The sequence below is a fragment of the Curtobacterium sp. RIT-PI-V genome, assembly GCF_025642935.1.
Lineage (GTDB): Bacteria > Actinomycetota > Actinomycetes > Actinomycetales > Microbacteriaceae > Curtobacterium.
In genome coordinates this window covers 50,994-74,490 of the sequence record NZ_JANZKM010000018.1, presented here as the reverse complement: position 1 = coordinate 74,490, position 23,497 = coordinate 50,994, and the positions used below count along the sequence as shown (strand labels likewise).

The 23,497-nt window shown below is 70.4% G+C and carries 19 protein-coding genes and 1 other RNA gene; 11 read left to right on the top strand and 9 right to left on the bottom strand.

Annotated features, from left to right (window positions below):
* The 5 genes from glmS to OGL88_RS12210 all read left to right on the top strand — a co-directional run.
* On the top strand, positions 1-1,790 hold a 1,790-nt coding region (gene glmS / locus OGL88_RS12230), incomplete at its 5' end, for a glutamine--fructose-6-phosphate transaminase (isomerizing) (protein WP_263091543.1).
* Positions 1,790-1,903 (top strand): Rax2 family protein, encoded by a 114-nt coding sequence (locus tag OGL88_RS12225; protein WP_240347339.1) that lies wholly within the window; start codon positions 1,790-1,792, stop codon positions 1,901-1,903. The genes glmS and OGL88_RS12225, both read left to right, overlap by 1 nt.
* A gap of 151 nt (positions 1,904-2,054) precedes the next feature.
* Positions 2,055-2,768: a M50 family metallopeptidase gene (locus tag OGL88_RS12220; RefSeq protein WP_263091541.1), complete on the top strand. Its 714-nt coding sequence runs from the start codon at positions 2,055-2,057 to the stop codon at positions 2,766-2,768.
* A 172-nt stretch (positions 2,769-2,940) separates the two neighbouring features.
* Positions 2,941-4,338 carry an O-acetylhomoserine aminocarboxypropyltransferase/cysteine synthase family protein gene (locus OGL88_RS12215; RefSeq protein ID WP_263091540.1) on the top strand — a complete coding sequence of 466 codons (1,398 nt, stop codon included), beginning with the start codon at positions 2,941-2,943 and terminating at the stop codon, positions 4,336-4,338.
* A gap of 3 nt (positions 4,339-4,341) precedes the next feature.
* On the top strand, positions 4,342-5,646 hold the full coding sequence (locus OGL88_RS12210; protein ID WP_263091539.1) for an LLM class flavin-dependent oxidoreductase: 1,305 nt from the start codon (positions 4,342-4,344) through the stop codon (positions 5,644-5,646).
* A 20-nt stretch (positions 5,647-5,666) separates the two neighbouring features.
* Here the strand turns inward: OGL88_RS12210 and OGL88_RS12205 are convergent, their stop codons facing one another.
* The 8 genes from OGL88_RS12205 to OGL88_RS18065 all read right to left on the bottom strand — a co-directional run bounded on the left by OGL88_RS12205 (position 5,667) and on the right by OGL88_RS18065 (position 12,307).
* On the bottom strand, positions 5,667-6,500 hold the full coding sequence (locus tag OGL88_RS12205) for a hypothetical protein (protein WP_263091538.1): 834 nt from the start codon (positions 6,498-6,500) through the stop codon (positions 5,667-5,669).
* A gap of 160 nt (positions 6,501-6,660) precedes the next feature.
* Positions 6,661-7,037: a transfer-messenger RNA gene (gene ssrA, locus OGL88_RS12200) on the bottom strand.
* A 101-nt stretch (positions 7,038-7,138) separates the two neighbouring features.
* Positions 7,139-7,615 (bottom strand): SsrA-binding protein SmpB, encoded by a 477-nt coding sequence (gene smpB, locus OGL88_RS12195; protein ID WP_205462589.1) that lies wholly within the window; start codon positions 7,613-7,615, stop codon positions 7,139-7,141.
* An 89-nt stretch (positions 7,616-7,704) separates the two neighbouring features.
* The gene (gene ftsX / locus OGL88_RS12190; RefSeq protein WP_111086440.1) at positions 7,705-8,619 is read right to left on the bottom strand and encodes a permease-like cell division protein FtsX; all 915 of its coding nucleotides are present in this window, start codon (positions 8,617-8,619) and stop codon (positions 7,705-7,707) included.
* A complete protein-coding gene (gene ftsE, locus OGL88_RS12185; protein WP_111086441.1) occupies positions 8,616-9,371 on the bottom strand; it encodes a cell division ATP-binding protein FtsE in 756 nt (251 codons plus the stop codon). The genes ftsX and ftsE overlap by 4 nt, the downstream gene beginning before the upstream one ends.
* Before the next feature lie 61 nt (positions 9,372-9,432).
* Entirely contained in the window at positions 9,433-10,542 is a 1,110-nt protein-coding gene (gene prfB, locus OGL88_RS12180; protein ID WP_111086442.1) for a peptide chain release factor 2, read from the bottom strand.
* A 55-nt stretch (positions 10,543-10,597) separates the two neighbouring features.
* Positions 10,598-11,227 (bottom strand): DUF1345 domain-containing protein, encoded by a 630-nt coding sequence (locus OGL88_RS12175; RefSeq protein WP_263091537.1) that lies wholly within the window; start codon positions 11,225-11,227, stop codon positions 10,598-10,600.
* Positions 11,228-11,296: 69 nt separating this feature from the next.
* Complete coding sequence (locus OGL88_RS18065) at positions 11,297-12,307, bottom strand: response regulator transcription factor (protein ID WP_263091536.1); 1,011 nt, start codon at positions 12,305-12,307, stop codon at positions 11,297-11,299.
* A 229-nt stretch (positions 12,308-12,536) separates the two neighbouring features.
* Between OGL88_RS18065 and OGL88_RS12165 the strand changes: the two genes are divergently transcribed.
* From OGL88_RS12165 to OGL88_RS12155, 3 genes are read left to right on the top strand one after another with little or no spacing between them, the layout of a single operon-like run.
* Positions 12,537-13,688, top strand: a complete 1,152-nt coding sequence (locus tag OGL88_RS12165; RefSeq protein ID WP_263091535.1) for a glutathione-independent formaldehyde dehydrogenase — start codon at positions 12,537-12,539, stop codon at positions 13,686-13,688.
* Positions 13,689-13,690: 2 nt separating this feature from the next.
* Positions 13,691-14,155 (top strand): hypothetical protein, encoded by a 465-nt coding sequence (locus OGL88_RS12160; protein ID WP_263091534.1) that lies wholly within the window; start codon positions 13,691-13,693, stop codon positions 14,153-14,155.
* A 35-nt stretch (positions 14,156-14,190) separates the two neighbouring features.
* On the top strand, positions 14,191-15,321 hold the full coding sequence (locus OGL88_RS12155) for a zinc-dependent alcohol dehydrogenase (protein ID WP_374114441.1): 1,131 nt from the start codon (positions 14,191-14,193) through the stop codon (positions 15,319-15,321).
* An 11-nt stretch (positions 15,322-15,332) separates the two neighbouring features.
* Here OGL88_RS12155 and OGL88_RS12150 read toward each other — a convergent pair whose 3' ends face one another.
* On the bottom strand, positions 15,333-16,514 hold the full coding sequence (locus OGL88_RS12150; RefSeq protein ID WP_263091532.1) for a cysteine desulfurase family protein: 1,182 nt from the start codon (positions 16,512-16,514) through the stop codon (positions 15,333-15,335).
* Positions 16,515-16,573: 59 nt separating this feature from the next.
* On the opposite strand from OGL88_RS12150, the gene OGL88_RS12145 reads away from it, so the two are divergent.
* From OGL88_RS12145 to glgB, 3 genes are all read left to right on the top strand, one after another.
* Positions 16,574-18,694: a glycogen debranching protein gene (locus tag OGL88_RS12145; RefSeq protein WP_263091531.1), complete on the top strand. Its 2,121-nt coding sequence runs from the start codon at positions 16,574-16,576 to the stop codon at positions 18,692-18,694.
* A gap of 248 nt (positions 18,695-18,942) precedes the next feature.
* On the top strand, positions 18,943-20,943 hold the full coding sequence (locus OGL88_RS12140; RefSeq protein ID WP_263091530.1) for an alpha-1,4-glucan--maltose-1-phosphate maltosyltransferase: 2,001 nt from the start codon (positions 18,943-18,945) through the stop codon (positions 20,941-20,943).
* The gene (gene glgB / locus OGL88_RS12135; protein WP_263091529.1) at positions 20,940-23,495 is read left to right on the top strand and encodes a 1,4-alpha-glucan branching protein GlgB; all 2,556 of its coding nucleotides are present in this window, start codon (positions 20,940-20,942) and stop codon (positions 23,493-23,495) included. Before OGL88_RS12140 ends, glgB begins: the two co-directional genes overlap by 4 nt.
* The last annotated feature ends 2 nt before the right edge of the window (positions 23,496-23,497 follow it).

Genomic DNA, 23,497 nt, shown 5'->3' with positions numbered 1-23,497 from the left:
TGTCTGACGACGCGACGCCCTACCTGCTCGACGGACTCGAACGACTCGAGTACCGCGGCTACGACTCCGCCGGCATCGCCGTCCGGACCGCCGCCGGACGCACCGAGACGATCCGCTCGGTCTCCCGCGTCGGGGACCTGCGCACGCTCGTCGCCGCCCGGTCCGGCGACGCCCTGACGGGCGTCGGTATCGGCCACACCCGCTGGGCCACGCACGGCGCCGTGCGCGAGGCGAACGCCCACCCGCACGCCGACTGCTCGCGCCGGATCAGCATCGTGCACAACGGCATCATCGAGAACGCCGAGCGCCTGCGCGACATGCTCACGGCGCAGGGCCACCGGTTCCGCTCCGAGGTCGACTCCGAGGTCATCGCGCACCTCGTCGAGCGTGCCCTGGCCGTCGACCCGGACCTGATGCTCGCCGTGCAGATCGCGACCGCGCAGCTCGAGGGTTCGTGGGCGATCGTCGTCCTCGACGCCCGCGACGGCCGGATGGTCGTGGCCGCGGACCGTTCCCCGCTCGTCGTCGCCCGGTCCGCCCGCGGCGACTTCGTGGCGAGCGACATCGGTGCGATCGCCGAGTGGTGCGAGACCTTCGTGGCGCTCCGCGACGGTGACGTCGTCGAGCTCGGCGAGGCCTGGACCTGGTCGTCGAACGGGATCACCGTGCCCGTGCCGTTCCCCACCCCGTCGCCGTTCGCCGCCACCGCGCTGGACCTCGGCGACCACCCCGACCACATGGCGAAGGAGATCGGCGAGCAGGCCGACGTCGTCAGCACCATCCTGGACCGCATCGCCCGCCGCACCGCGGACGGCAGCATGTGGGTCGGCCTCGGGCTGCCCGCATTCCAGCGCCTGGCGATCGTCGCGTGCGGCACCTCGCTCAACGCCGGCCAGGTCATCGCCACCGCGCTGCGCGGCATCGGCGGCGTCCCGACCGACATCGTCGTCGCCAGCGAGGCCGACCAGGCCGTGCTCGGCCCCGACACCCTGGTCGTCGCGATCAGCCAGTCCGGCGAGACCGCCGACGTGCTCCGCGCGCTCGACCGCTTCGAGGACCGCCACCCGGTGCTCGCGCTGACGAACAACATGCACTCCTCGCTGGCCCGTCGCGCCGACGCCGTGCTCGACTGCCACGCGGGTCCGGAGATCGGCGTCGCCGCGACGAAGACGTTCACCGCGCAGGTCGTCGTCGGCGTCGCCGCCGTGATCTCCGCGCTCGTGGCGTCCGGCCGCATCGAGGTCGCACGTGCCCACGCGCTCGTCGACGAACTGCTCGACCTGCCGTCGCGCATCGAGCACGCCACGCAGGTGTCCGCCGACCGGATGCCGCTCCTGGTGTCGAGCGTGAAGGAGGCCACCGGCTTCCTGTTCCTCGGCCGCGGTGCCGGCCTGCCGTACGCCGCCGAGGGCGCACTCAAGCTCAAGGAGCTCAGCTACCGCTGGGCCGAGGCGTACCCCGCGGGCGAGCTGAAGCACGGTCCGCTCGCACTCGTCGACGAGGGCACCCCCGTCGTCGTGATCGACCACGGCGAGCCGAAGATCCAGTCGGCGATCGCCGAGGTCCGGGCCCGCGGCGGGTTCGTCATCACCATCGGTGGCGAAGGGTCGGACATCCCGGCGCTCGGCAACCGCGGCACCGGCGGACTCGCCTGGGGCGCCATGGCGGCGCCGTGGGGTCCGCTCGAGGCCGTCGTGCCGCTGCAGATGCTCGCCCGCGAACTCGCGCTGCAGCTCGGCTGCGACGTCGACAAGCCGCGCAACCTGGCGAAGTCGGTGACGGTCGAGTGATGCGCGGTCGGATGAACCACCTGACGACGTTCCTGGTCGTGCTCACGGCCTTCGCGATCGCCATGACCACGGTGCTCGTCGTCGTGGTGGCCGGGCCGACCGTCCTGGGCTGACCCCGGCGCGCGCGGGCCGGGCGCCGACGGCCGGAGCGGAACGACTCGGAACGACGTCCTCGATGTCGTACGACGTCGAGGATGTCGTTCCACATCGTCCTCGACGCCGGGTCTCGGGCAGTTCGCGGGACACGGCTGCGATGCTGGTCCCTTGACCACCGCAGCCCCGCCCCTCGTGTTCGTCGCACTCCTCGTCGGCGCGCTCCTGCCCTTCCTGCCGCTCGTCGGACGCGTCGCCCGGATCGCCGCGACCATCGCCCACGAGGTCGGGCACTGCGTCGTCGTCGTCCCGTTCGGCGGCCGCATCCAGCGCATCGACCTGCACCCGGACGGCTCCGGTGAAGCCTGGGTCCAGCTCGGGCGGGTCCCCGGCGGCACCCGCTGGCTCGTCCGGATCCTCAACCTCTACGCCGGGTACAGCGCGCCGCTCTGGGCCGGGGTGCTCCTGGTGACCGGGGTGCTGCACGGCTCGCGGTGGCTGCCCGTCGCGGTCCTCGGTGTGATCGGGCTCGTGGCGCTGGTGTTCGTGCGGAACTGGTTCGGGCTGCTCGTCGTGCTCGGGTTCGACGTCCTGGCGCTGTGGGTGGCACTGCGTCCGTCCGAGACCACGGTGCTCGTGGTCGCCGCCGTCGGCGCGTTCTTCGTCGTCGACGGACTGCGGTCCGTCGCGCAGGTCGCACGGTGGCTGCTCACCGGTGCCCGCGTGCAGACGGACTTCCACATCGCCGCAGCCGAGATGCGGGTGCCGGCCGGCGTCTGGTTCGTGCTGTTCGTGCTGGTGAACGGCCTGGCGGTGTGGCTCGCACGGGTCCCGCTGCTCGAGGTCTGGGACACCGTGGCGGCGGGCGTGCGCGCACTCTTCTGACGGGGGCGCCGGTCGACCCGGAACGACGTCCTCGATGTCGGACGACGTCGACCTCGTCGTTCCGCATCGGGACCGGCACTGCGTCCCCGTCCTGCGTAACGGAACGCCGCAATCGCCTGTCCGCGCAGCGAAGGCTGCGAGGCTACCGCCAGACGACTCCCGGAGGTGTCCCATGGCGAACGACGATCACGGTTTCTCGACCGAACAGGTGCACGGCGGCTTCGTGCCCGACGCAGGGCACGGCGCACGGATCCCAGCCATCCACATGTCCTCCGGCTTCCTCTTCGACGACTTCGACCAGGCGCGCGACCGCTTCGCCGGCACCGAGGACGGCTACACGTACACCCGCCTCGGCAACCCGACGAACGCCGACGTCGAGCGCCGCGTCGCCCTGCTCGAGCGTGGTGTCGAGGCGATCCTGGTCGGCAGCGGCCAGGCGGCGGCCACCATCGCGTTCCTCGGCCTCCTGCAGGCGGGCGACCACGTCGTCGCCGCGCGCAGCATCTACGAGGGCACCAAGGGGCTGCTCGTGCAGAACCTCGGCCGTCTCGGCATCGAAGTCGACTTCGTCGCCGACCAGCGCGACCTCGACGAGTGGGCACGGCTCGTCCGCCCGAACACGAAGGCGTTCTTCGCCGAGACGATCCCGAATCCGAAGAACGACGTCCTCGACATCACCGGCGTCGCCGACACCGCGCACCGCGCCGGCGTCCCCCTGATCGTGGACAACACGCTGGCGACGCCGTACCTGGTCCGACCGGTCGAGCACGGCGCCGACATCGTCATCCACTCGGCATCGAAGTTCCTGTCCGGCCACGGCGCGGGCCTCGGCGGTGTGGTCGTCGACGGCGGCACGTTCGACTGGTCCGCCTCCCCCGAGCGCTGGCAGCACCTCACCAGCCCGGAGCGGTCGCTCGGCGGCGACAGCTACGTCGAGCGCTACGGCAACCGGGCGTTCGTCGTCTTCGCGCGTGACGTCGTCGCCTCGCGCATCGGCCCCACCCCGTCGCCGTTCAACGCGTTCCTGATCCGCCAGGGCATCGAGACGCTGAGCCTGCGCGTGGAACGCCACAGCGCGAACGCGCTGGCGGTGGCGCAGTGGTTGGAAGAACAGCCGGAGGTGACGAGCGTCGACCACGCGGGTCTGGCCTCCAGTCCGTTCCACGACCTCGCCCAGCGCTACCTGCCGCGCGGAGCCGGCTCCGTCTTCGCGTTCACGCTGGCGGGCGGCGAAGCCGCCGCGCACACCTTCATCGACAGCGTCCAGCTGTTCAGCCGGATGACCCACCTGGGTGACGTCCGCTCGCTGATCCTGCACCCCGCGACGACGACCCACGCCGGCAAGACCGCCGCGGAGCGCGCCGACCAGGGCATCGACGACGGCCTCATCCGACTGTCGGTCGGCATCGAGGACGTCGCGGACCTGCTCCGCGACCTGGAGCGCGGGTTCGCCGCGTTGCGTTCCGGGATCGACGGGGAGAGCCTGGAGGCCCGTGGCACGTCCGACGCGGAGCGCGCGTCCCTGGAACACTCGGTCCCAGGCACGCACGTGATCTCGGAGGAGCTCTAGACGATGGCACGACCGCAACACTTCGGGTACTTCTTCTCGCGCGGGTTCGGCCCGCAGGCGTGGGGGCGCTCGGACTGGGACTGGGGCCACGACTGGACCAAGCCCGACCTGTACCAGCAGTCGGTCCGCACGCTCGAGCAGGCCGGCATGGACCTGGTCATCGCCGAGGACGCCATCTCGCTCGGCAACCCGTCGACGCTCGACCTGCGCATCCGCCAGGCGTACGGCGGCCCGAAGCACGACCCGCTGCTGCTCGCGCCGTACCTGTTCGCGGCGACCTCGCACATCGGCATCGCGCCGACCGTGAACGCCGGCTTCACGCCGCCGTACCTGGCTGCACGACAGTTCGCCACGCTGGCGCACCTGTCGTCGGAGCGCCTCGGCATCAACGTCGTGACCGACGTCGGCAGTGCCCGGCACGCCGGTCTGCCACCGCTGCCGCACGACCAGGCGTACGACCGTGCCGAGGAGTGGATCACGCTGCTCCGCCGGCTCTGGGGTTCCTGGGGATCCGGGTTCATCGGGAACCGATCGGACTGGAGTTTCGCTGACGGCGACGCGCTCGACGCCTTCCACCACGAGGGCGAGTACTTCACCGCGGACGGGCCGCTCAACGCACTGCCGCTCGACTCGGACCCGGTGGTCGTCTCCCCCGGTGGTTCCGGTCGGGGCCTCGCGTTCGCCGGGACCCACTCGGACGTGCAACTCGCGCTCGCGCCGCTGTCGGCCGCCGCGGTGGCGGACTACCGCGGTCGCGTGATCGCCGCAGCGCAGAGCGCCGGACGCACGGCCGCCGACCTGCGCATCCTGTTCGTCCTCAAGCCCGAGATCGTCTCGTCGTCCGACGAGGCCGACCGCATCGTCGAGGCGTCCCGGCACCCGTCCGACGACGACCTGCGGACCGCGGCGATCGCGTGGTCGAGCGACTCCGAGACGGACCTGCTCGCGCTCGACCTCGATGCTCCCGTGCCGGACGGCACCTTCGGCGACCACGTCTCCGCCGGCACGATCCGCGGGCTGCTCGGCGACACCCCGGACGCCCCGCTGCGCACGCTCCTGGAACGCAAGGCCCGCAAGGGGCGGGTGTCCTCGCACGAGGGCTTCGTCGGGACCGCCGACGAGTTCGCCGACTTCATCGAGGAACTCGGGTCGGACGCCGACAACGACGGCATCATCTTCTCGGGCGACCTGCACCCGGCGCAGATCCACCGGATGTTCGGCGACCTGGTGCCGGTGCTCCGGCGCCGTGGGCTCCTGCGGCGGGAGTACGGCGCCGGGGGCATCCGGGCGAACCTGTTCGACTTCTAGGGGCGCAGGTCCCGGTCGGGCTACTTCTTCTTCGGCTTCTTCTTGCCGTCGACCTTGTCGGACTTCTTCTTGTCCGACTTCTTCTTGTCCGACTTCTTCTTGTCCAACTTCTTCTTGTCCGACTTCTTCTTACCGTCGTCCTTCTTCTCGGACGGCTTCTTCTGGTCCTTCTTCTGCTTCTCGTCGTCCTTCTGCTGCTCCGGCTGCACCCGGGCCGAGGGCAGCGGCAGGACCGGCGCCTGCTCCGGCGACTCGACCCCGTCGATCGGCTCGACGACCACGGCGGAGCCCGTGTCGAGCTCGACGTCGACCGCGTGTTCCTCGAGCACGGGCGCGAGCGCGTCGGTCACCCGCTCCACGGTGAGCACAGCGTCGTCCTCGGCGAGCCGCAGCAGCGCCTGCGCCGTGCGGACCCGGGTGGTCGTCTTCCGGGCGCGCACGTCCGCCCGAGCCCCTTCGAGGAACGTGCGGAGGGTGCGCTCGACGACCGACCGGCCGCGCGGTGCAGCGCGGTCGAGGCGGTCCAGCTCACCGGCCACTCCGGCGACGTCGTCAGCCACGTGCTCGTGCCGCACCGACTCGATCAGGGCGGCGATCGCCGCAGCACCCCGCTCGACGGCGGCCGAATGCTGGTCGAGCACGACGAGCATCTCGACGACCGACCCGTACGTCACGGTCTCGAGGCGAACCGGTTCGGCACCCCGGCCACGGACGACCAGGCGAGCGTCGGGCGTGGGCAGCCAGGCGGCGAGGGCTGCGACCGTCGCGACGGACCCGACGATCCGCTCGTAGTCGGCGAGCACCACTCGCTCCTGCTCGCGCAGACGGACTCGGATCGCGATCTCATGCACCACGTGGGGGCCTTCCGTTCGGGATCGACGCGGGCATTTCCCTGCGCCTCCTCCGGAGCGTAGTCCCCTGACGTGGCGAGACAGCGAACGCCCCGGCATCGTCCAGGGACGGTGACGGGGCGTTCGTGCAACACGTGGTGACAGCGGCTCGACGACCGGCGAATGGTGGAGATGGGGGGAATCGAACCCCCGTCCATCGCTGCAATTCGACGTCTTCTACGGGCGTATCCGGATGGTTCGTTCTGCTCGGCCCCGTCCTTTGCTACCGGCTTCTAGGACGACGGGCCCAGTCTCAGTGCAAGTCCCGCACGGCCCTGAGGCGCAACCGTGCAGCAAGTCCTCTGGATGACGCCGGGATCAGGTTAGGGGACGGTCACCTGGCCGACGGACTTCATGTGCTGGGCTGCTTACGCAGCGAGAGCGAAGTCAGTGCGCTTGGAATTGGCACTTGTTGTTTTCCACGGATCGTTCACGAGATAACCGTGGGTCCTCGGCCCGCTTCCCGTCGGCACACAGGCAATGTCGAAACCGATCATCCCCATGCGGGCCGGACGTGCGAGCCGCTGTCACGCTGTTGAGTTGTGTTGCCGCTGCTCCGATCGGAGCAGTCCCTCAGTCTAGCTGACCGAGGCGCGAGGGCGCTACTCGCCGACGCGGTTCTTCGTGCGCATGGCCCGCTCGGCCTCACGCTTGTCGGTCTTCTCCCGCAGGGCCTGCCGCTTGTCGAACTCGCGCTTGCCCTTGGCGACCGCGATCTCGATCTTGGCCCGACCGTCGTGGAAGTAGATCTGCAGCGGCACGAGGGTGTAGCCGCCCTGTGACGTCTTGTGCGAGATCTTCACGATCTGCTGCTTGTGGAGGAGCAGCTTCCGCTTGCGCCGCGGTGCGTGGTTGTTCCACGTTCCCTCGGTGTACTCGGGGATGTGCACCGCATCGATCCAGGCCTCACCCCGGTCGATGTAGGCGTACCCGTCGACCAGCGAGGCGCGTCCCATGCGCAGCGACTTCACCTCTGTGCCGGACAGGACCATGCCGGCCTCGTACGTGTCCTCGATGAGGTAGTCGTGTCGGGCGCGACGGTTCGTCGCGACGATCTTCTCACCGCGTTCCTTCGCCATGACGACTCCTCTCGTTCCGGGCACTGCACTGCGCAGCCCTACAGACTACCCAACAGCAGGGACCCCACGCACCTTCCCGGCGCGGCGGATCAGACCTTGAGGTAGCGGCGGATGGCGATCGACGCCGACACCGCGGCGAGCAACACCCCGATGACGATCACCGACGGCACCACGATGGCCGCGTCGCCCATGCCGATGAACGCCGTGCCGGTGAAGCGCTCCGCCAGGAAGTTCCGGACGAAGAACCACACGACCGCGGTGATGGCACCACCCGCCAGGACGGCTCCGATGGCGGCGGCGATCACCCCCTCGAGCACGAACGGCGTCTGGATGAACCGGTTCGACGCACCGACCAGCCGCATGATGCCGAGCTCTCGCCGTCGACTGAACGCGGACAACCGGATCGTGGTCGCGATGAGGAGCACGGCGGCGACGAGCATGAGCGCCGCGATGCCGATCGCCGTGTACGACGACGCGTTCAGGAGGTTGAAGATCGGTTGCAGGTAGCCGCGTTGGTCGACGACGCTCTGCACACCGGCGACCTTCGACAGGCTCTCGACGAGGACGTCGGCCTGCGACGGGTTCTTCAGGTTCACCCAGAAGGTCTCGTTGAGGTACTCGGGCTTGACGAACTCGGTCGCCGCGGAGTCCTTGAACTGCTCCTTGAAGCGGGTGAACGCCTGGTCCTGGTCCTCGTAGTACGTCTTCTCGATGTACGGCTTGAGGGTGGACGACTCGAGCTGGGCCTGGACCTGCTTCCGCTGGTCCTCGGTGGCCTTGGCACCCGTGCAGTTGCCGGTGGTGTCGGTGTCGGTGCACAGGTAGACGGCGACCTGCGCCCGGTCGTACCAGTACCCCTTCATCTGGTTGATCTGCATCTGGAGCAGGATCGCGGTCCCGACGAAGGTGAGCGAGATGAAGGTCACGAGGACGACGGAGACGACCATCGACGCGTTGCGCCGAAGGCCCGAGCCGACCTCGGACATGACGAGCCCGAGCCTCATCGGATGAGCCCCGGGATGGTCTGGATGCCGGTGGTATTCGACACGGTGCCGCGCTGGATCGGGACCGCCTGGGTCTGGTAGCCGCCGGACTGCTCGTCACGGAGGACCGTGCCGTTCGACAGCTCGATGACCCGACGCTGCATCTGGTTGACGATGCTGGCGTCGTGGGTCGCCATGAGCACGGTGGTGCCTCCCTGGTTGATGCGTTCGAGGAGCGCCATGATGCCGGCGGACGTGGTGGGGTCCAGGTTGCCGGTGGGCTCGTCGGCCAGCAGGATCGCCGGCTTGTTGACGACGGCGCGGGCGATCGCCACGCGCTGCTGCTCACCACCGGAGAGCTCGTGCGGCATGCGGGTCGCCTTGCCGGCGAGCCCGACGAGCTTGAGCACGTCGGTCACGGCCTCGCTGATGAAGCCCTTGCTCTTGCCGATCACCTGCAGCGAGAACGCGACGTTGTCGAACACGTTCTTGTTCGGCAGGAGTCGGAAGTCCTGGAAGACGACGCCGAGGTTCCGTCGGAAGTACGGGACCTTCCGCGACGCCAGCGAGCCGAGGCGCTGCCCGAGCACGTGGATCTGGCCACGGGAGGGCTTCTCCTCCTTGAGCACGAGGCGCAGGAAGCTGGACTTGCCGGAACCCGAGGCGCCCACGAGGAACACGAACTCGCCCTTGAGGATCTCGAGGGTGAGGTTGTCGAGCGCCGGACTCGGGTTGCCCGAGTAGACCTTGGTGACCTGGTCGAATTTGATCATGACCGGATCAGGGTAGGTCGCCCCGCTCGGAAAGCAAGCGAGGCGCGCGGCTCACGAACCCCTACGCGTCGACGGATTGCTTGCGCCAGCGGATGCCGGCGTTGATGAAGCCGTCCAGGTCGCCGTCGAAGACAGCTGAGGGGTTGTTCACCTCGTGCTCGCTCCGCAGGTCCTTGACCATCTGGTACGGCGCCAGCACGTACGACCGGATCTGGTCACCCCAGCTCGCCGTGATGTTGCCGGCGAGCTCCTTCTTCTTCGCGTTCTCCTCTTCCTTCTTCAGGAGGAGCAGGCGCGACTGCAGCACGCGCATGGCGGCCGCACGGTTCTGGATCTGCGACTTCTCGTTCTGCATCGAGACGACGGTGCCGGTCGGGATGTGCGTCAGGCGCACCGCGGAGTCGGTCGTGTTGACGGACTGCCCACCGGGGCCCGACGAGCGGAAGACGTCGACACGGATGTCGTTCTCGGGGATGTCGATGACCATCGTCTCCGGCATGAGCGGGATGACCTCGACCGCGGCGAACGAGGTCTGGCGCTTGCCCGCGGCACCGAACGGCGACATGCGGACGAGTCGGTGGGTGCCGGCCTCGATCGACAGGGTGCCGAACGCGTGCGGGGCGTCGACCTCGAAGGTGGCGGACTTGATGCCCGCTTCTTCGGCGTAGGAGGTCTCCATCACGGTCGTCTTGAAGCCGTGCTGTTCGGCGTACCGGAGGTACATGCGCATGAGCATCTCGGCGAAGTCCGCGGCGTCGACGCCGCCGGCCCCGGCACGGATGGTGATCACGGCGGGGCGGTCGTCGTACTCGCCGTCGAGGAGCGTCTGCACCTCGAGGTCGCCCATGGTCTTCTGGATCGCCTTGAGCTCGGCGACGGCTTCGTCGGCCGAGTCCTGGTCGTCGCCCTCGTTCGCCATCTCGACGAGCACCTCGAGGTCGTCGATGCGCCGCTCGGTGTCGGTGATCTTCTTCAACTCCGACTGCCGGTGCGAGAGCGCGCTCGTCACCTGCTGCGCGTGCTCGACGTCGTCCCAGAGGTCCTGGGCCCCGGCCTGCTCGCTGAGGTCGGCGATCTCGCGCTGCAGGCGGTCGACGTCGACCACCGAGCGGATGTTGCCGAAGGTCTCGCGGAGGGCGGAGAGCTGCTCGGTGAAGTCCAGTTCGACCATGGTCACCGATCCTACCGGCGCGAGGCCGCCTCGTCGGACCGACCAGCGGCCCGCCTCACCCTCCCTGGGTGAGGCCGGTGATGAGGTTGATGGCGACCGCGACCACGAAGGTGCCGAAGAAGTAGGACAGCAGCGCGTGGCCCAGGGCGATGCGGCGCGAGGGCGTGGACGACTGGGTGATGTTGCTCGCGCTGTACGCCATCCCGATCAAGAACGCCGTGTAGGCGAAGTCGCTGTAGGACGGGTCCTCGTCCTGGTCGAAGTCGAAGCGGTGGCTGTCGTCGAGGTAGTACATGCGCGCGTACTTGAAGGCGAAGACGGTGTTCATGACGGCCCACGCCGCCACGACGCCGACCACCGCGAGGATCGCCGCAGCGGACCCGACGGGGTCCTTCTGCTGGCTGCGGACGAGCGCGAAGATCACCAGCACCAGGCTGAGGAACGTCGCGGCGATGACCAGCACGTCGACGAGCTTCCGCGATCGGTCCTCGTGGCGAGCGAGGGAACGGGTGCGCTCGGGACCGGCCTGCCAGGCCTCGGACCACGCCCAGACGAGGAACACCCCGGAGGCGATCGCCCAGCCCAGCAGGGGCGACAGATCGGGGACACCGAGGAGCGCGGCGATCACCGCGGCTGCTCCGCCGACGATCGCGGCGACACCGGCCTTCACGGACAAGTGGGACATGACGGTTCCTCTCTCGACGACGGTCTGCTCGTGCTGTCGTGCAGGTGCTCGGGTACCGCTCCGCGGTGCTCACCTGGGCCGGGCTCGCGCGAGGGGGACGTAGAGCCCGGCCCGCTCGGCGCGGACGGCGGCGAGCGTGCGCGACGTGGCGTCGAGCTTGACCAGGATGTGCTCCAGGTGCGCAGCCACCGTGCGGGGCGCGATGGCGAGCGCTCGGGCGATCTCGAGGTTGGAGCACCCCTCGATCACGTGGCCCAGCACCTCGAGCTCCCGCGGCGTGAGACCCCGCAGGTGGGTGGCGGGTGCGAGCACGACGACCCCGCAGGCCAGCGCCTCGAGATCGCGTTCGCAGGCGAGCACCGTCACCCGGACGTAGCCCTCCGGCGACTGCCGTCGTCCGCGCGGCCACAGGAACGAGGCGTAGTCCTGCCCGTCGCCGATGGCGTCCCTGGCCGCGGCGACGAGCGCCGAACCCGTGGTGAGGAATTCGTCGTCGGACAGGCCGGGGATGCTGGTGACCCCGTGGCCCGGGAGGAGCACGACGCCCGATCTGACCCCGTTGACGAAGGCTACCGACGCAGCGACCGACTGGACCGGGTCGATACCCGACGCGAGCTCCGGCACGAGTCGGGCGAGTCGCCGGCGGAGGGTCTGCGACGGCGGGGCGGGACTCCGGAACAGGACCGTCATGAAGCCCACGTGCCGGCCCCCGTCCTCGAACAACGCGACCGACAGCGCCTCGCGGAACCCCGCGGGGAGCAGGCACTCCGCCCACGACCGCAGGTCCGCCGACGCGTAGGGCAGGTCCGACAAGCTGGTGGGCGGCCGTTCGCGGTCGGCACCGGTCATCTCGATGTCGTGCGCCATCTGGGGACCGCTCAGGTAGCGGACACTCGCCGCGTCGAGGTCGGTGCTCGCGACGGCGCTGTACCCCGTGCCCCCGCGATCGGCCAGCGCCATCCACGCGCCGTCGAAGGGGACGTGGTGGTGCAGTTCGTCCAGCAGTGCCTGGGCACGGTCGTGGACGGGTCCGGGGCGCGCCGCGATCTCGGCGAACAGGTGTGCAGCAGTGCGTGTCACGGAACTCGACCACCTCAGGACCATGGGCAGCGGGAATCGAAGGATTGTCCGAAAACCGTCGGTTCCCGGTGTAGCACGCCGAGCGGGGTACGGCGCTCAGATCGCTGCAGGCCGCGTGGGCATGTCTGCCGATGGCCTTCCCGTGCTGCGGGGCGTGACATGAGGGTGTCGCGTGGTCAACCGGCCCGCGACGCGTTCCAGGGCACGTCACGCACGTGAGGAGACGAACATGAAAGCCGTTGTCTACGAGGGGCCGCGCAGCGTCACGGTGCAGGACGTACCGGATGCGCGCATCGAACGCCCCACCGACGTGCTGGTGCGCGTCACGACGACCAACATCTGCGGGTCGGACCTCCACATGTACGAAGGACGCACCAGCTTCGAGACCGGACGGTGGTTCGGTCACGAGAACATGGGCGAGGTGATCGAGGTCGGCGACGGCGTCGACAAGGTCTCGGTCGGGGATCACGTCGTCCTCCCCTTCAACGTGGCGTGCGGGCACTGCAAGAACTGCGAGCGGGGTCTGACCAACTACTGCCTGACCGCGCAGCCCGTCCCGGAGTGGGCCGGTGCGGCGTACGGGTTCGCGGACATGGGTCCGTGGGCCGGCGGCCAGGCCGAACTGCTGCGGGTGCCGTGGGGTGACTTCAACTGTCTCCGACTGGGAGAGGACGCAGAGGAGCGGTCCGCCGACTACGTGATGCTGGCCGACATCTTCCCGACGGGCTACCACGCGACCGAGATGGCTGGGGTGCAGCCGGGCGACCAGACCGTCATCTACGGCGCCGGACCGGTCGGCCTGATGGCCGCCCTGTCGGCCACCATCCGGGGTGCGAGCAAGGTCATGGTCGTCGATCGGCATCCGGACCGGCTCCGGCTGGCGGAGTCGATCGGCGCGATCGCCATCGACGACTCGAAGGTCGACCCGGTGCAGGCCGTCCTCGAGGAGACCATGGGGCTCGGCGCCGACAACGGGTGCGAGTGCGTCGGCTACCAGGCGCACGACCCCGGTGGGGACGAGCAACCGAACCTCACGCTCAACCGTCTGGTGCAGTCGGTGCGGTTCACGGGTCGGATCGGCACGGTCGGCGTGTTCGTGCCGCAGGACCCCGGCGCCGGCGACGCACTGGCGAAGCAGGGGCAGATCGCGTTCGACATGGGACTGCACTGGTTCAAGGGCCAGACCATGGGGACCGGACAGGCCCCCGTCAAGAAGTACAACCGACGGCTCCGCGACCTGATCGCCGCTGGCAAGGCGACGCCGTCGTTCATCGTCAGTCACGAGTTGCCGCTCGACCAGGCACCAGATGCCTACGAGCACTTCGACAACCGTGACGACGGGTGGACCAAGGTCGTCCTCAAGCCCGGAACGGCGGCGTGATCATGGCGGGCAGAGCGGCCGCAGCAGTCGGCGTCGGCGTCGCGGGGATCGCGGCGGGCCTCGTCGCCCGCTCCCTGGTGAAGAAGGAACGGGGTTCGGACGGCGACGGTGCACACCCGGACGGGTGGAAGGCGGTCACGATCCTGGGAGCGGCCGAGGACTTCGAGCGCGGCGGGTACCCCGAGCCGTTGGAGCGTCTGTCCGAGTCGCTCGAGATCCGGATCGATCCGGCACCCGGGGACAAGGGGTTCGAGGTGCACGCTCGGGTCCGGGCGGGGGCGGACAGCGGGGTGGACGGCGATCCGGACACGGCGTTGCGGGCAGCGCTGCGCGACGCCAAGCAGGTCTTCGAGACCGGCGAGGTGCTGCGCGCGACCCCGAGACCGCACGGAGACCGTCCGCGCACACTGCTCGGCGGCGCGGTCGACGAAGCAGAAGACGACGCGAAGGGCGAGGGTGTGCTGTGAAGGCGCTGTGCTGGACCGGAGTGAACGAACTCTCCGTGGAGAACGTCGACGATCCCGAGATCCTCAACGCCCATGACGCCATCGTCAAGGTGACGCTGAGCACGACCTGCGGATCCGACCTGCACCTGCTCGGTGGCTACGTCCCGACCATGCGAGCAGGAGACGTGCTGGGACACGAGTTCATCGGCGAGGTCGTCGAGGTCGGGTCGGCCGTCACCAAGCACACGGTCGGGGACCGCGTCGTGGTCTGCTCGTTCATCAGCTGCGGGAAGTGCTGGTACTGCCGAAACGAGCTCTTCTCGCTCTGTGACAACGGGAACCCCAACGCGGGCATTCCCGAGATGCTCTGGGGTCAAGCCCCCGGCGGCTGTTACGGGTACTCGCACGCACTGGGCGGCTGGGCCGGGAGCCATGCCGAGTACATCCGGGTGCCGTACGCAGACCAGGGCGCCTTCACGGTTCCCGACGGGGTCAGTGACGAGCGGGCGCTCTTCGCTTCCGACGCCGCTCCGACGGGGTGGATGGGAGCCGACCTCGGGGGCGTCCGGCCCGGCGACACCGTCGCGGTCTGGGGCGCCGGCGGCGTCGGACAGATGGCGGCGCGCGCGTCGCTGCTGCTCGGCGCCGAACGCGTCATCGTGATCGACCGCTTCGAGGAGCGACTGACGCAGGTCGAACAGGTCATCGGCGCCGAGACCATGAACTACGAGACCAGCGAGGTGACGGCCGAGCTCCGCGAACTGACCGGAGGGCGTGGCCCGGACGTCTGCATCGAGGCGGTCGGCATGGAGGCACACCGCGACGGTCCTGACTTCGCCTACGACCAGCTCAAGCAGCAGCTGCGGCTGCAGACGGACCGACCGACGGCCGTCCGCGAGGCGATCTTCGCCGCACGCAAGGGCGGCAGCCTCTTCGTGCTCGGAGTCTTCGGGGGCTTTGTCGACAAGTTCCCGCTCGGTGCGGTGATGAACAAGGGCCTCACGCTCCGATCCGCTCAGCAGCACGGGCAGCGGTACATCCCGATGCTCCTCGAACGGATGGCGCGGGACGAGATCGTCACGGAGCACCTGGCCACGCACGTCATGCCGCTCGCGGACGGTCCCGCCGGTTACGCCATGTTCAAGGAGAAGACCGACGGGTGCGTGCGGGCGGTCTTCCGACCCTGACCGCCGAGGACCTACCGCCCGAGCAGGGGCTCCCGCGACGCCATGCCCGCCGCCCCGGCTCGGGCGACGGCGTCCGGCAACGCCGCCAGGAACGCGTCGACGTCGGCATCGGTCGAGGTGTGCCCCAGCGTGATCCGGAGCGCACCGCGGGCGTCCTGTTCGGAGAGCCCCATGGCGAGCAGCACGTGCGATGCCTCGGGCACGCCGGCCTGGCACGCCGAACCGGTCGACACGGCCACCCCGGCCGCGTCGAGCAGGAACAGCAGCGAGTCGCCCTCGCAGCCCGGGAACGTGAAGTGCGCATTGCCGGGCAGCCGGTCGTCGGGGTCGCCCATCAGCACGGCGGACGGCACGGCCGCGCGGACACCGGCGACGAGCCGGTCGCGCAGGGCCACGAGCGACGGATGCGGCATCGGCTCGGCGGCGATCGTCGCGGCCGCGACGCCGAACGACGCCGCAGCGGGGGCGTCCTGGGTGCCGCTCCGCACCTGCCGCTGCTGCCCGCCGCCGTGGATGAGGGGCTCGACGGTGGCCTTCCGCCCGAGCACCAGCGCACCGATGCCGACCGGCCCACCGACCTTGTGGGCGGAGACGCTCAGGGCGTCGAGGCCGGACGCGGCGAACGACACCGGCACCTGGCCGTAGGCGGCGACGGCGTCGCTGTGCACGGGCACGCCGGCGGCGTGCGCCAGCTCCACGATGCGTGACACGGGCTGGATGGTGCCCACCTCGTTGTTCGCCCACAGGAACGTGACCAGGGCGACGTCGTCGGCGGAGGCGAGTCGTGCCTCCAGTCCGACGAGGTCGACGCGACCCTGCGCGTCCAACGGGACCACGTCGATGACGGCACCCTCGTGCGTCTCCAACCAGGTCAGGGTGTCGACGGTGGCGTGGTGCTCGCCACCCGGGACGACGATGCGGGGGCGGGCACGGTCGCGTTGACGCGCCCAGAACAGGCCCTTCACGGCGAGGTTGATGCTCTCGGTGCCGCCGGAGGTGAACACGACCTCGACGGTGTCGGCGTCGAGCGACCGGGCGACCGCGGCGCGGCCGTCCTCGAGCAGCATCTTCGCGCGCTGCCCGGCGCTGTGGATCGACGACGGGTTGCCGACGGTTCCGAGCGCGTCGGTGAACGCGGCGAGCGCCTCCGGCAGGATCGGCGTCGTCGCGGCGTGGTCGAGGTAGACCGGCATCTGCACCCCCTGGAACGAGCGGTGTCCAGGATACGCGTCGGTCCTCGTACCCTTGTCGGGTGCACGAGACAGCGATCGACCACACGCCGGGGTTCGACCTCGGGGCCGACGTCCCGCGGTTCTCCCTGCGGTCCGCCACCGCCACGGCCGTCGTCGTGGTCGTCGAGCGAGCGGACGGGCAGCCGGTCCGGTACCCGCTCGAGCGGCTGCCGGCGACCGACCTGTGGACGGCCGAGACCCCCGGCATCGCCCCGGGTGACCGCTACCACCTGCTCGTCGACGGGCCCGTCGGACCGCGCAACGAGTTCGACCCGACGCGGCCCCTGCTCGACCCGTACGCGCGCGGCATCGTCCCGACCGGCGCCGACGAGGCCGGAGCCGACACCGGAACCGACACCGGGACCGGAACCGACACCGGGACCCGCGCGCCCCGCTGGACGAGCGTCGTCGTGGACGACGCCTTCGACTGGGGCGGCGTCGTGAAGCCCACGATCCCGCTCGACCGCGCCGTGGTCTACGAGGCGAACGTCCGCACCCTGACCGCCGCGAACCCGCACCTGCCGGAGCACCTGCGCGGCACGTACGCCGGGGTGGCGCACGAGAGCACCATCGCGCACCTGCACCGGATCGGCGTCACGACCCTCGAGCTCCTGCCGGTGCACGCGTTCGACACCGAGAACTGGTTGCGGGACGCCGGCCGCGAGAACGCCTGGGGCTACAACACGCTCGGGTTCTTCGCGCCGCACGCCGCGCACGCCTCGGCACCCGCACGGGCGGAGGGCGCGTCCGCGGTCCTGCGCGAGTTCAAGGGCATGGTCCGACTGCTGCACGAGGCCGGCATCCAGGTGGTGCTCGACGTCGTCTACAACCACACGGCGGAAGAGGGCCTCGGCGGACCCACCACCAGCCTGCGCGGCATCGACGGCGCGGACCGGTACCGGTGGACCCAGGCGAACCCGCCGTTCCGGGACACCTACTACGACACCACCGGCTGCGGGAACACCCTGGACACCTCCGTGGAGTCCACGGCGGACCTGATCGTCGACAGCCTGGTCTACTGGGCGCGCGAGGTGCAGGTCGACGGCTTCCGCTTCGACCTGATGGCCGCCCTGGCCCGGAACGCCGACCACGTCTTCGACCCGTCGCACCCGCTGCTCGAGCGGATCCGGAACCACCCCGACCTGCAGGACACCCTGGTCATCGCCGAGCCGTGGGACGTCGGACCCGACGGTTGGAAGACCGGCTCGTTCGGGGCGGCCGGCGACCGCACCAGTGAGTGGAACGACGGCTTCCGCAACACGGTCCGGCAGTTCTGGCTCACCGACATCGCCGAGGAACGCCGCAACGGCATGCCCCACACCGGCATCGGTGCGCTGGCCGGCGCGTTGACCGGCTCCCGCCACCTGTTCGGCGCCGAGCGCGGCCCGCTCGCGAGCGTCAACTTCGTCACCGCCCACGACGGCTTCACGCTGCTCGACCTGGTGTCGTACGACGGCAAGCACAACGCGGCGAACGGCGAGGAGAACCGCGACGGCTCGAACGACAACCGCTCGTTCAACCACGGCGTCGAGGGCGACACCGCCGACCGCGGCGTCCGGGCAGCGCGCGGCCGGTCGATGCGGAACCTCGCGGCGACGCTGCTGCTCTCCGCCGGGGTGCCGATGCTCACCGCGGGCGACGAGCGGAGCCGCACGCAGCACGGCAACAACAACGCGTACGTCGTCTCCGACGACCTCACCCCGGTGGACTGGTCCGACGACGAGGACGCCGAGTCGATGACCGAGGCCGTCGCCGCGCTCGCCCGGTTCCGGCAGGCGCACCCCGCACTCCGGCCGACGCGCTTCGGCGTCGAGGGGCAGGAGACCCCGGGCGCCTCGCGGATGACCTGGTACGGACCGGACGGGCACCCGATGACCATCGAGGGCTGGGACCAGCCGGTGCACCGCGTCCTGCAGTACTTCGCCGAGTCGACGCCGGAACACGAGCCGTACGACCGCGTGCTGGTCGTCGTGCACGGCAGCGGGCGCACACGGGACCTGACGCTGCCGGTGCGCGAGGACGTGCTCGGCTACCGCCTCGCGTGGTCGAGCGAGAAGCACCGTGACCACGAGCGGCTCCGCCCCGCCGGTCAGGTGTTCACCGCCTACGGCCCCGGCATCCACCTGTTCGAGCCGGCCTAGCGCCGGGCGTTCGGGCGCTCGCGCGCTCGCGCGCTGCGCCCCGTCAACGTCATCGCGCCCCGGAGAGTCGGGGCGCGATGACCACGGCGGGGCGCAACGTGGTCCCAATCGGCGGTCGGACGGGAGGCCCGTGGCGGCCCCGTCCCGCGCCTCCCGTCCGTCCCTCCACCGGCACGAGCGACCGACGAGCTGTCCACACGACACGCGTTCCGGGGAACGTCCGGGCGGCTTCCGGGTAGGTTCGGCACGTGGCCACCGCAGACCGACCCCGCCGACCGAAGATCGGGCGCATCCCGATCACCGAGCTCGCCCCGAGGACGCCGAACGGGTTCCCCGGCAAGGCGTTCGACGGCGAGGTGATCACGTTCGGTGCGACCGTCTTCCGAGAAGGACACGGCATCATCGGCGCCGACCTCGTCCTCGAACGCCCGGACGGGGGCACCAGGACCGTCCCCCTGGCCCTCGGCGCGCCCGGGACCGACCGGTACGAGGCGACCGTCCAGGTCGACCACGTCGGCGTCTGGACCTGGCACGTCGAGTCCTACTCCGACGACTGGGCCACGTGGCTGCACGCCGCACGGCTGAAGATCGCGGCCGGGGTGGACACCGAGGCGACGCTCCTCGACGGCGCCCTGCTGCTCGACCGCCTCGCCGACGAGACCGACTCCCCCGCCGCCACCCGTGCGGCAGCCAAGGTGCGTGACACCGACCTCGACCCGGCCGAGCGCCTGGCCGCCGTCGACGACCCGCGCATCGTGGCCGAGGTCGAGGAAGCCCCGCTCACCTCGCTCCGCACGCACTCTCCGACGCAGCTGCTCGACGTCGAGCGCACCCGCGCCGGCGTCGGCGCCTGGTACGAGTTCTTCCCGCGCAGCGAAGGCGCGAAGAAGAACGCGGACGGCTCGTGGAAGAGCGGCGACTTCCGCACCGCTGCCCGTCGTCTGCCCGCCGTCGCCCGGATGGGCTTCGACGTCGTCTACCTGCCGCCGATCCACCCGATCGGCACGACCGCACGCAAGGGCCCGAACAACACGCTCACCCCGGGGCCGCACGACCCCGGCAGCCCCTGGGCGATCGGCTCCCCCGAGGGCGGTCACGACGCGATCCACCCCGACCTCGGGTCGGAGGACGACTTCCGCGACTTCGTCGAGACCGCGAAGAACACCGGCATGGAAGTGGCGCTCGACTTCGCGTTGCAGTGCTCCCCCGACCACCCCTGGGTCACCGAGCACCCGAACTGGTTCACGCAACGCGCCGACGGCTCGATCGCCACGGCCGAGAACCCGCCGAAGCGCTACCAGGACATCTACCCGATCCAGTTCGACTCCGACCCCGAGGGCCTGGTCGCCGAGGTCCTCCGCGTCCTGCGGCACTGGATCGACTTCGGCATCCGGATCTTCCGGGTCGACAATCCGCACACCAAGCCGCTCTGGTTCTGGGAGCGCGTGATCCGCGAAGTCCGCGACGAGCACCCGGACACCGTGTTCCTGGCCGAGGCGTTCACCCGTCCGGCGATGATGCGCGCACTGGCAGAGGTCGGGTTCCAGCAGTCGTACTCGTACTTCACGTGGCGGAACACGAAGGAAGAGGTCGAGTCCTACTTCGAGGAGCTGTCGCACGAGACGAGCGACTACCTGCGCCCGAACCTGTTCGTGAACACGCCGGACATCCTCACCGAGTACCTGCAGTTCGGTGGTCGCGCCGCGTACAAGGTGCGTGCGGCGCTCGCCGCGACGGGCGCCCCGACGTGGGGCATGTACTCCGGGTACGAGCTGTTCGAGGACGTCGCCCGACCGGGCTCGGAAGAGAACATCGACAACGAGAAGTACGAGTACAAGCCGCGTGACTTCGCCCTGGCCGAGGCCGAGGGCGCGTCGCTCGCCCCGTACGTGACGATGCTCAACCGACTCCGTGCCGCGCACCCTGCGCTCCGCCAGCTGCGGAACCTGCACGTGCACGCGGCGGACGACCCCGCGACCGTCGTGTACTCGAAGCACCTGTCCGGCGAGTTCATCCGCTCCGGGCACGCCGACACCGTGATCGTCGTGGCGAACGTCGACCCACACTCGGCGCGTGAGACCACCGTGCACCTGGACCTCGCTGCGCTCGGCCTGCCGGCCGACAGCCGGTTCGACGTCCGTGACGTCGTGACCGGGCAGCGCTGGGTCTGGGGCGCGTCGAACTACGTCCGCCTGGACGCGTTCCAGGAACCCGTGCACCTGCTCGTCGTGGAAGGACTGCACCGATGACGAACGACCCGACCGCACCCCAGCCGACCCCGCCGTCGCGCCGCGGCCCCGCCGTGCCGCCGGTACCGCCTCCGCCGCCGCCCGTGCCCGCGCGGACGCCGTCCGACGCCGCGCCGGAACCGCGCTACGAGCCGCGGGTCTCCGCCCCCGACGAGGACCTGCCCGGTGCTCCCGCTGCACCGCGCGAGGCGCCCGACCGCGGTGTCGCCGAGTCCGCCACGCTGGCGGGGCACCCCGCCGACGCGACGCACCCGCGGGGACCGTCCGTCGACGCCGTCGCGTCCTCGGGCACTCCGACCGGAGGCCCGTCCACCGTTGCGCCGTCGACCGCCCTCCCGACACTGCCGGATCCCGAGCCCGCCACCGCCGACAGCACGAGCCCGCGCCCGGCTCCGGTCGAGCAGTGGCTGCGCCAACAGGTCGCCGAGGGCCGCTGGTCCCAGCCCCACGACGTCCTCGGCCCGCACGCCGTCGACGGCGGCACGAGCGTCCGCGTGGTGCGTCACCTGGCGCAGGCGGTCCGGCTCGTCCGGCTCGACGGCGACGACGTCGAGTTGACCCACGAGGGCGACGGTCTCTGGGCCGGTGCCACCGCCGAGGAGCTCGGGCGCTACCGGGTCGAGGCCGACTACGACTTCGACGAGTCCTCGGAAGAGGACGACGCCACCTGGACGACGGACGACGCGTACCGGTTCGCCCCGACGCTCGGCGAACTCGACCTGCACCTGTTCGGTGAGGGCCGCGACGAGCAGCTCTGGCACCACCTCGGCGCGCACGTCCGCACGATCGACGGCGTCGACGGCGTCGCGTTCGCCGTGTGGGCACCCCGAGCCACCGCCGTCCGCGTGATCGGCGACTTCGAGGGCTGGGAGGGCCGCACCACGGCGATGCGCCGTCTGAGCGACCTCGGCGTCTGGGAGCTGTTCTGGCCCGGGGCCGTCGCGGGGCAGCGGTACAAGTTCCAGATCCTCACCGACTCCGGCTGGGTCGAGCGCGCGGACCCGTTCGCCCGCGAGGCCGAGATCGCCCCGGCCACCGCCTCGGTCATCACCGAGTCGAGCTACACGTGGTCCGACGGCGACCGCGCCTGGATGGAACGCCGCGCGGAGACGACCACGCACGACCAGCCGATGAGCGTCTACGAGGTCCACCTCGGCTCGTGGCGCCCCGGGCTGTCGTACCGCGAGGTCGCTGACCAGCTCATCGGGCACGTGCAGTACACGGGCTTCACGCACGTGGAGTTCCTGCCGCTCGCCGAGCACCCGTTCGGCGGTTCGTGGGGCTACCAGGTCACCGGGTACTACGCCCCGACCGCACGCTACGGCTCCCCCGACGACCTGCGGTACCTGATCGACCGCCTGCACTCCGCCGACATCGGCGTGATCATGGACTGGGTCCCCGGACACTTCCCGAAGGACGAGTGGGCACTCGGACGCTTCGATGGCCACGCGCTGTTCGAGCACCCGGATCCCCGCCGCGGCGAGCAGCTCGACTGGGGCACGTACGTGTTCGACTTCGGGCAGCCGCAGGTCCGGAACTTCCTGGTCGCCAACGCCCTGTACTGGCTCGAGGAGTTCCACATCGACGGCCTGCGCGTCGACGCCGTCGCCTCGATCCTGTACCTCGACTACTCCCGCACCGACTGGCTGCCGAACATCCACGGCGGCCGCGAGAACCTCGACGCCGTCGCGTTCCTGCAGGAGACGAACGCCACCGCGTACAAGCGCTACCCGGGCATCGTGATGATCGCCGAGGAGAGCACCTCGTGGCCCGGCGTGACCCAGCCGACCAGCGCTGGTGGGCTCGGGTTCGGCCAGAAGTGGAACATGGGCTGGATGCACGACTCGCTCGAGTACGTGCAGCGCGACCCCGCGTACCGCAGCTACCACCACGACGAGATCACGTTCTCGTTCGTCTACGCCTTCAGTGAGCAGTTCACCCTGCCGATCAGCCACGACGAGGTCGTGCACGGCAAGGGCTCGCTCTACGGCAAGATGCCCGGCGACGAGTGGCAGAAGCTCGCGAACGTCCGGGCCTACCTGGCGTTCATGTGGGCGCACCCCGGCAAGCAGCTGCTCTTCATGGGGCAGGAGTTCGCCCAGCCCGCAGAGTGGTCCGAGGCGAAGGGGCTCGACTGGTGGCTTCTCGACCAACCCGGGCACCGCGGCGTGCAGGACCTCGTCGCTGCCCTGAACCGGGTCTACAAGGACACGCCCGCCCTCTGGACGCACGACAGCACGGCCGACGGCTTCGAGTGGATCGAGGGCGGCGACGCACCCCACTCGACACTCGGGTTCCTGCGCAAGGCCGGCGACGACCGGCTGGCGGTGTTCGTGAACTTCTCGGGCGTGCCCGTCGAGCGGCGGTTCGGCCTGCCGAGCGCCGGTGAGTGGCACGAGGTGCTCAACACCGACGCCGCAGAGTACGGCGGCTCCGGTGTCGGCAACCTCGGGGTCGTCACGGCCGAGGACACCCCGTGGGCCGGCCGCCCGGCGTCGGCGCACCTCGTGGTGCCGCCGCTCGGCGCCGTCTGGCTCGAGCTCGCGCAGTAGGA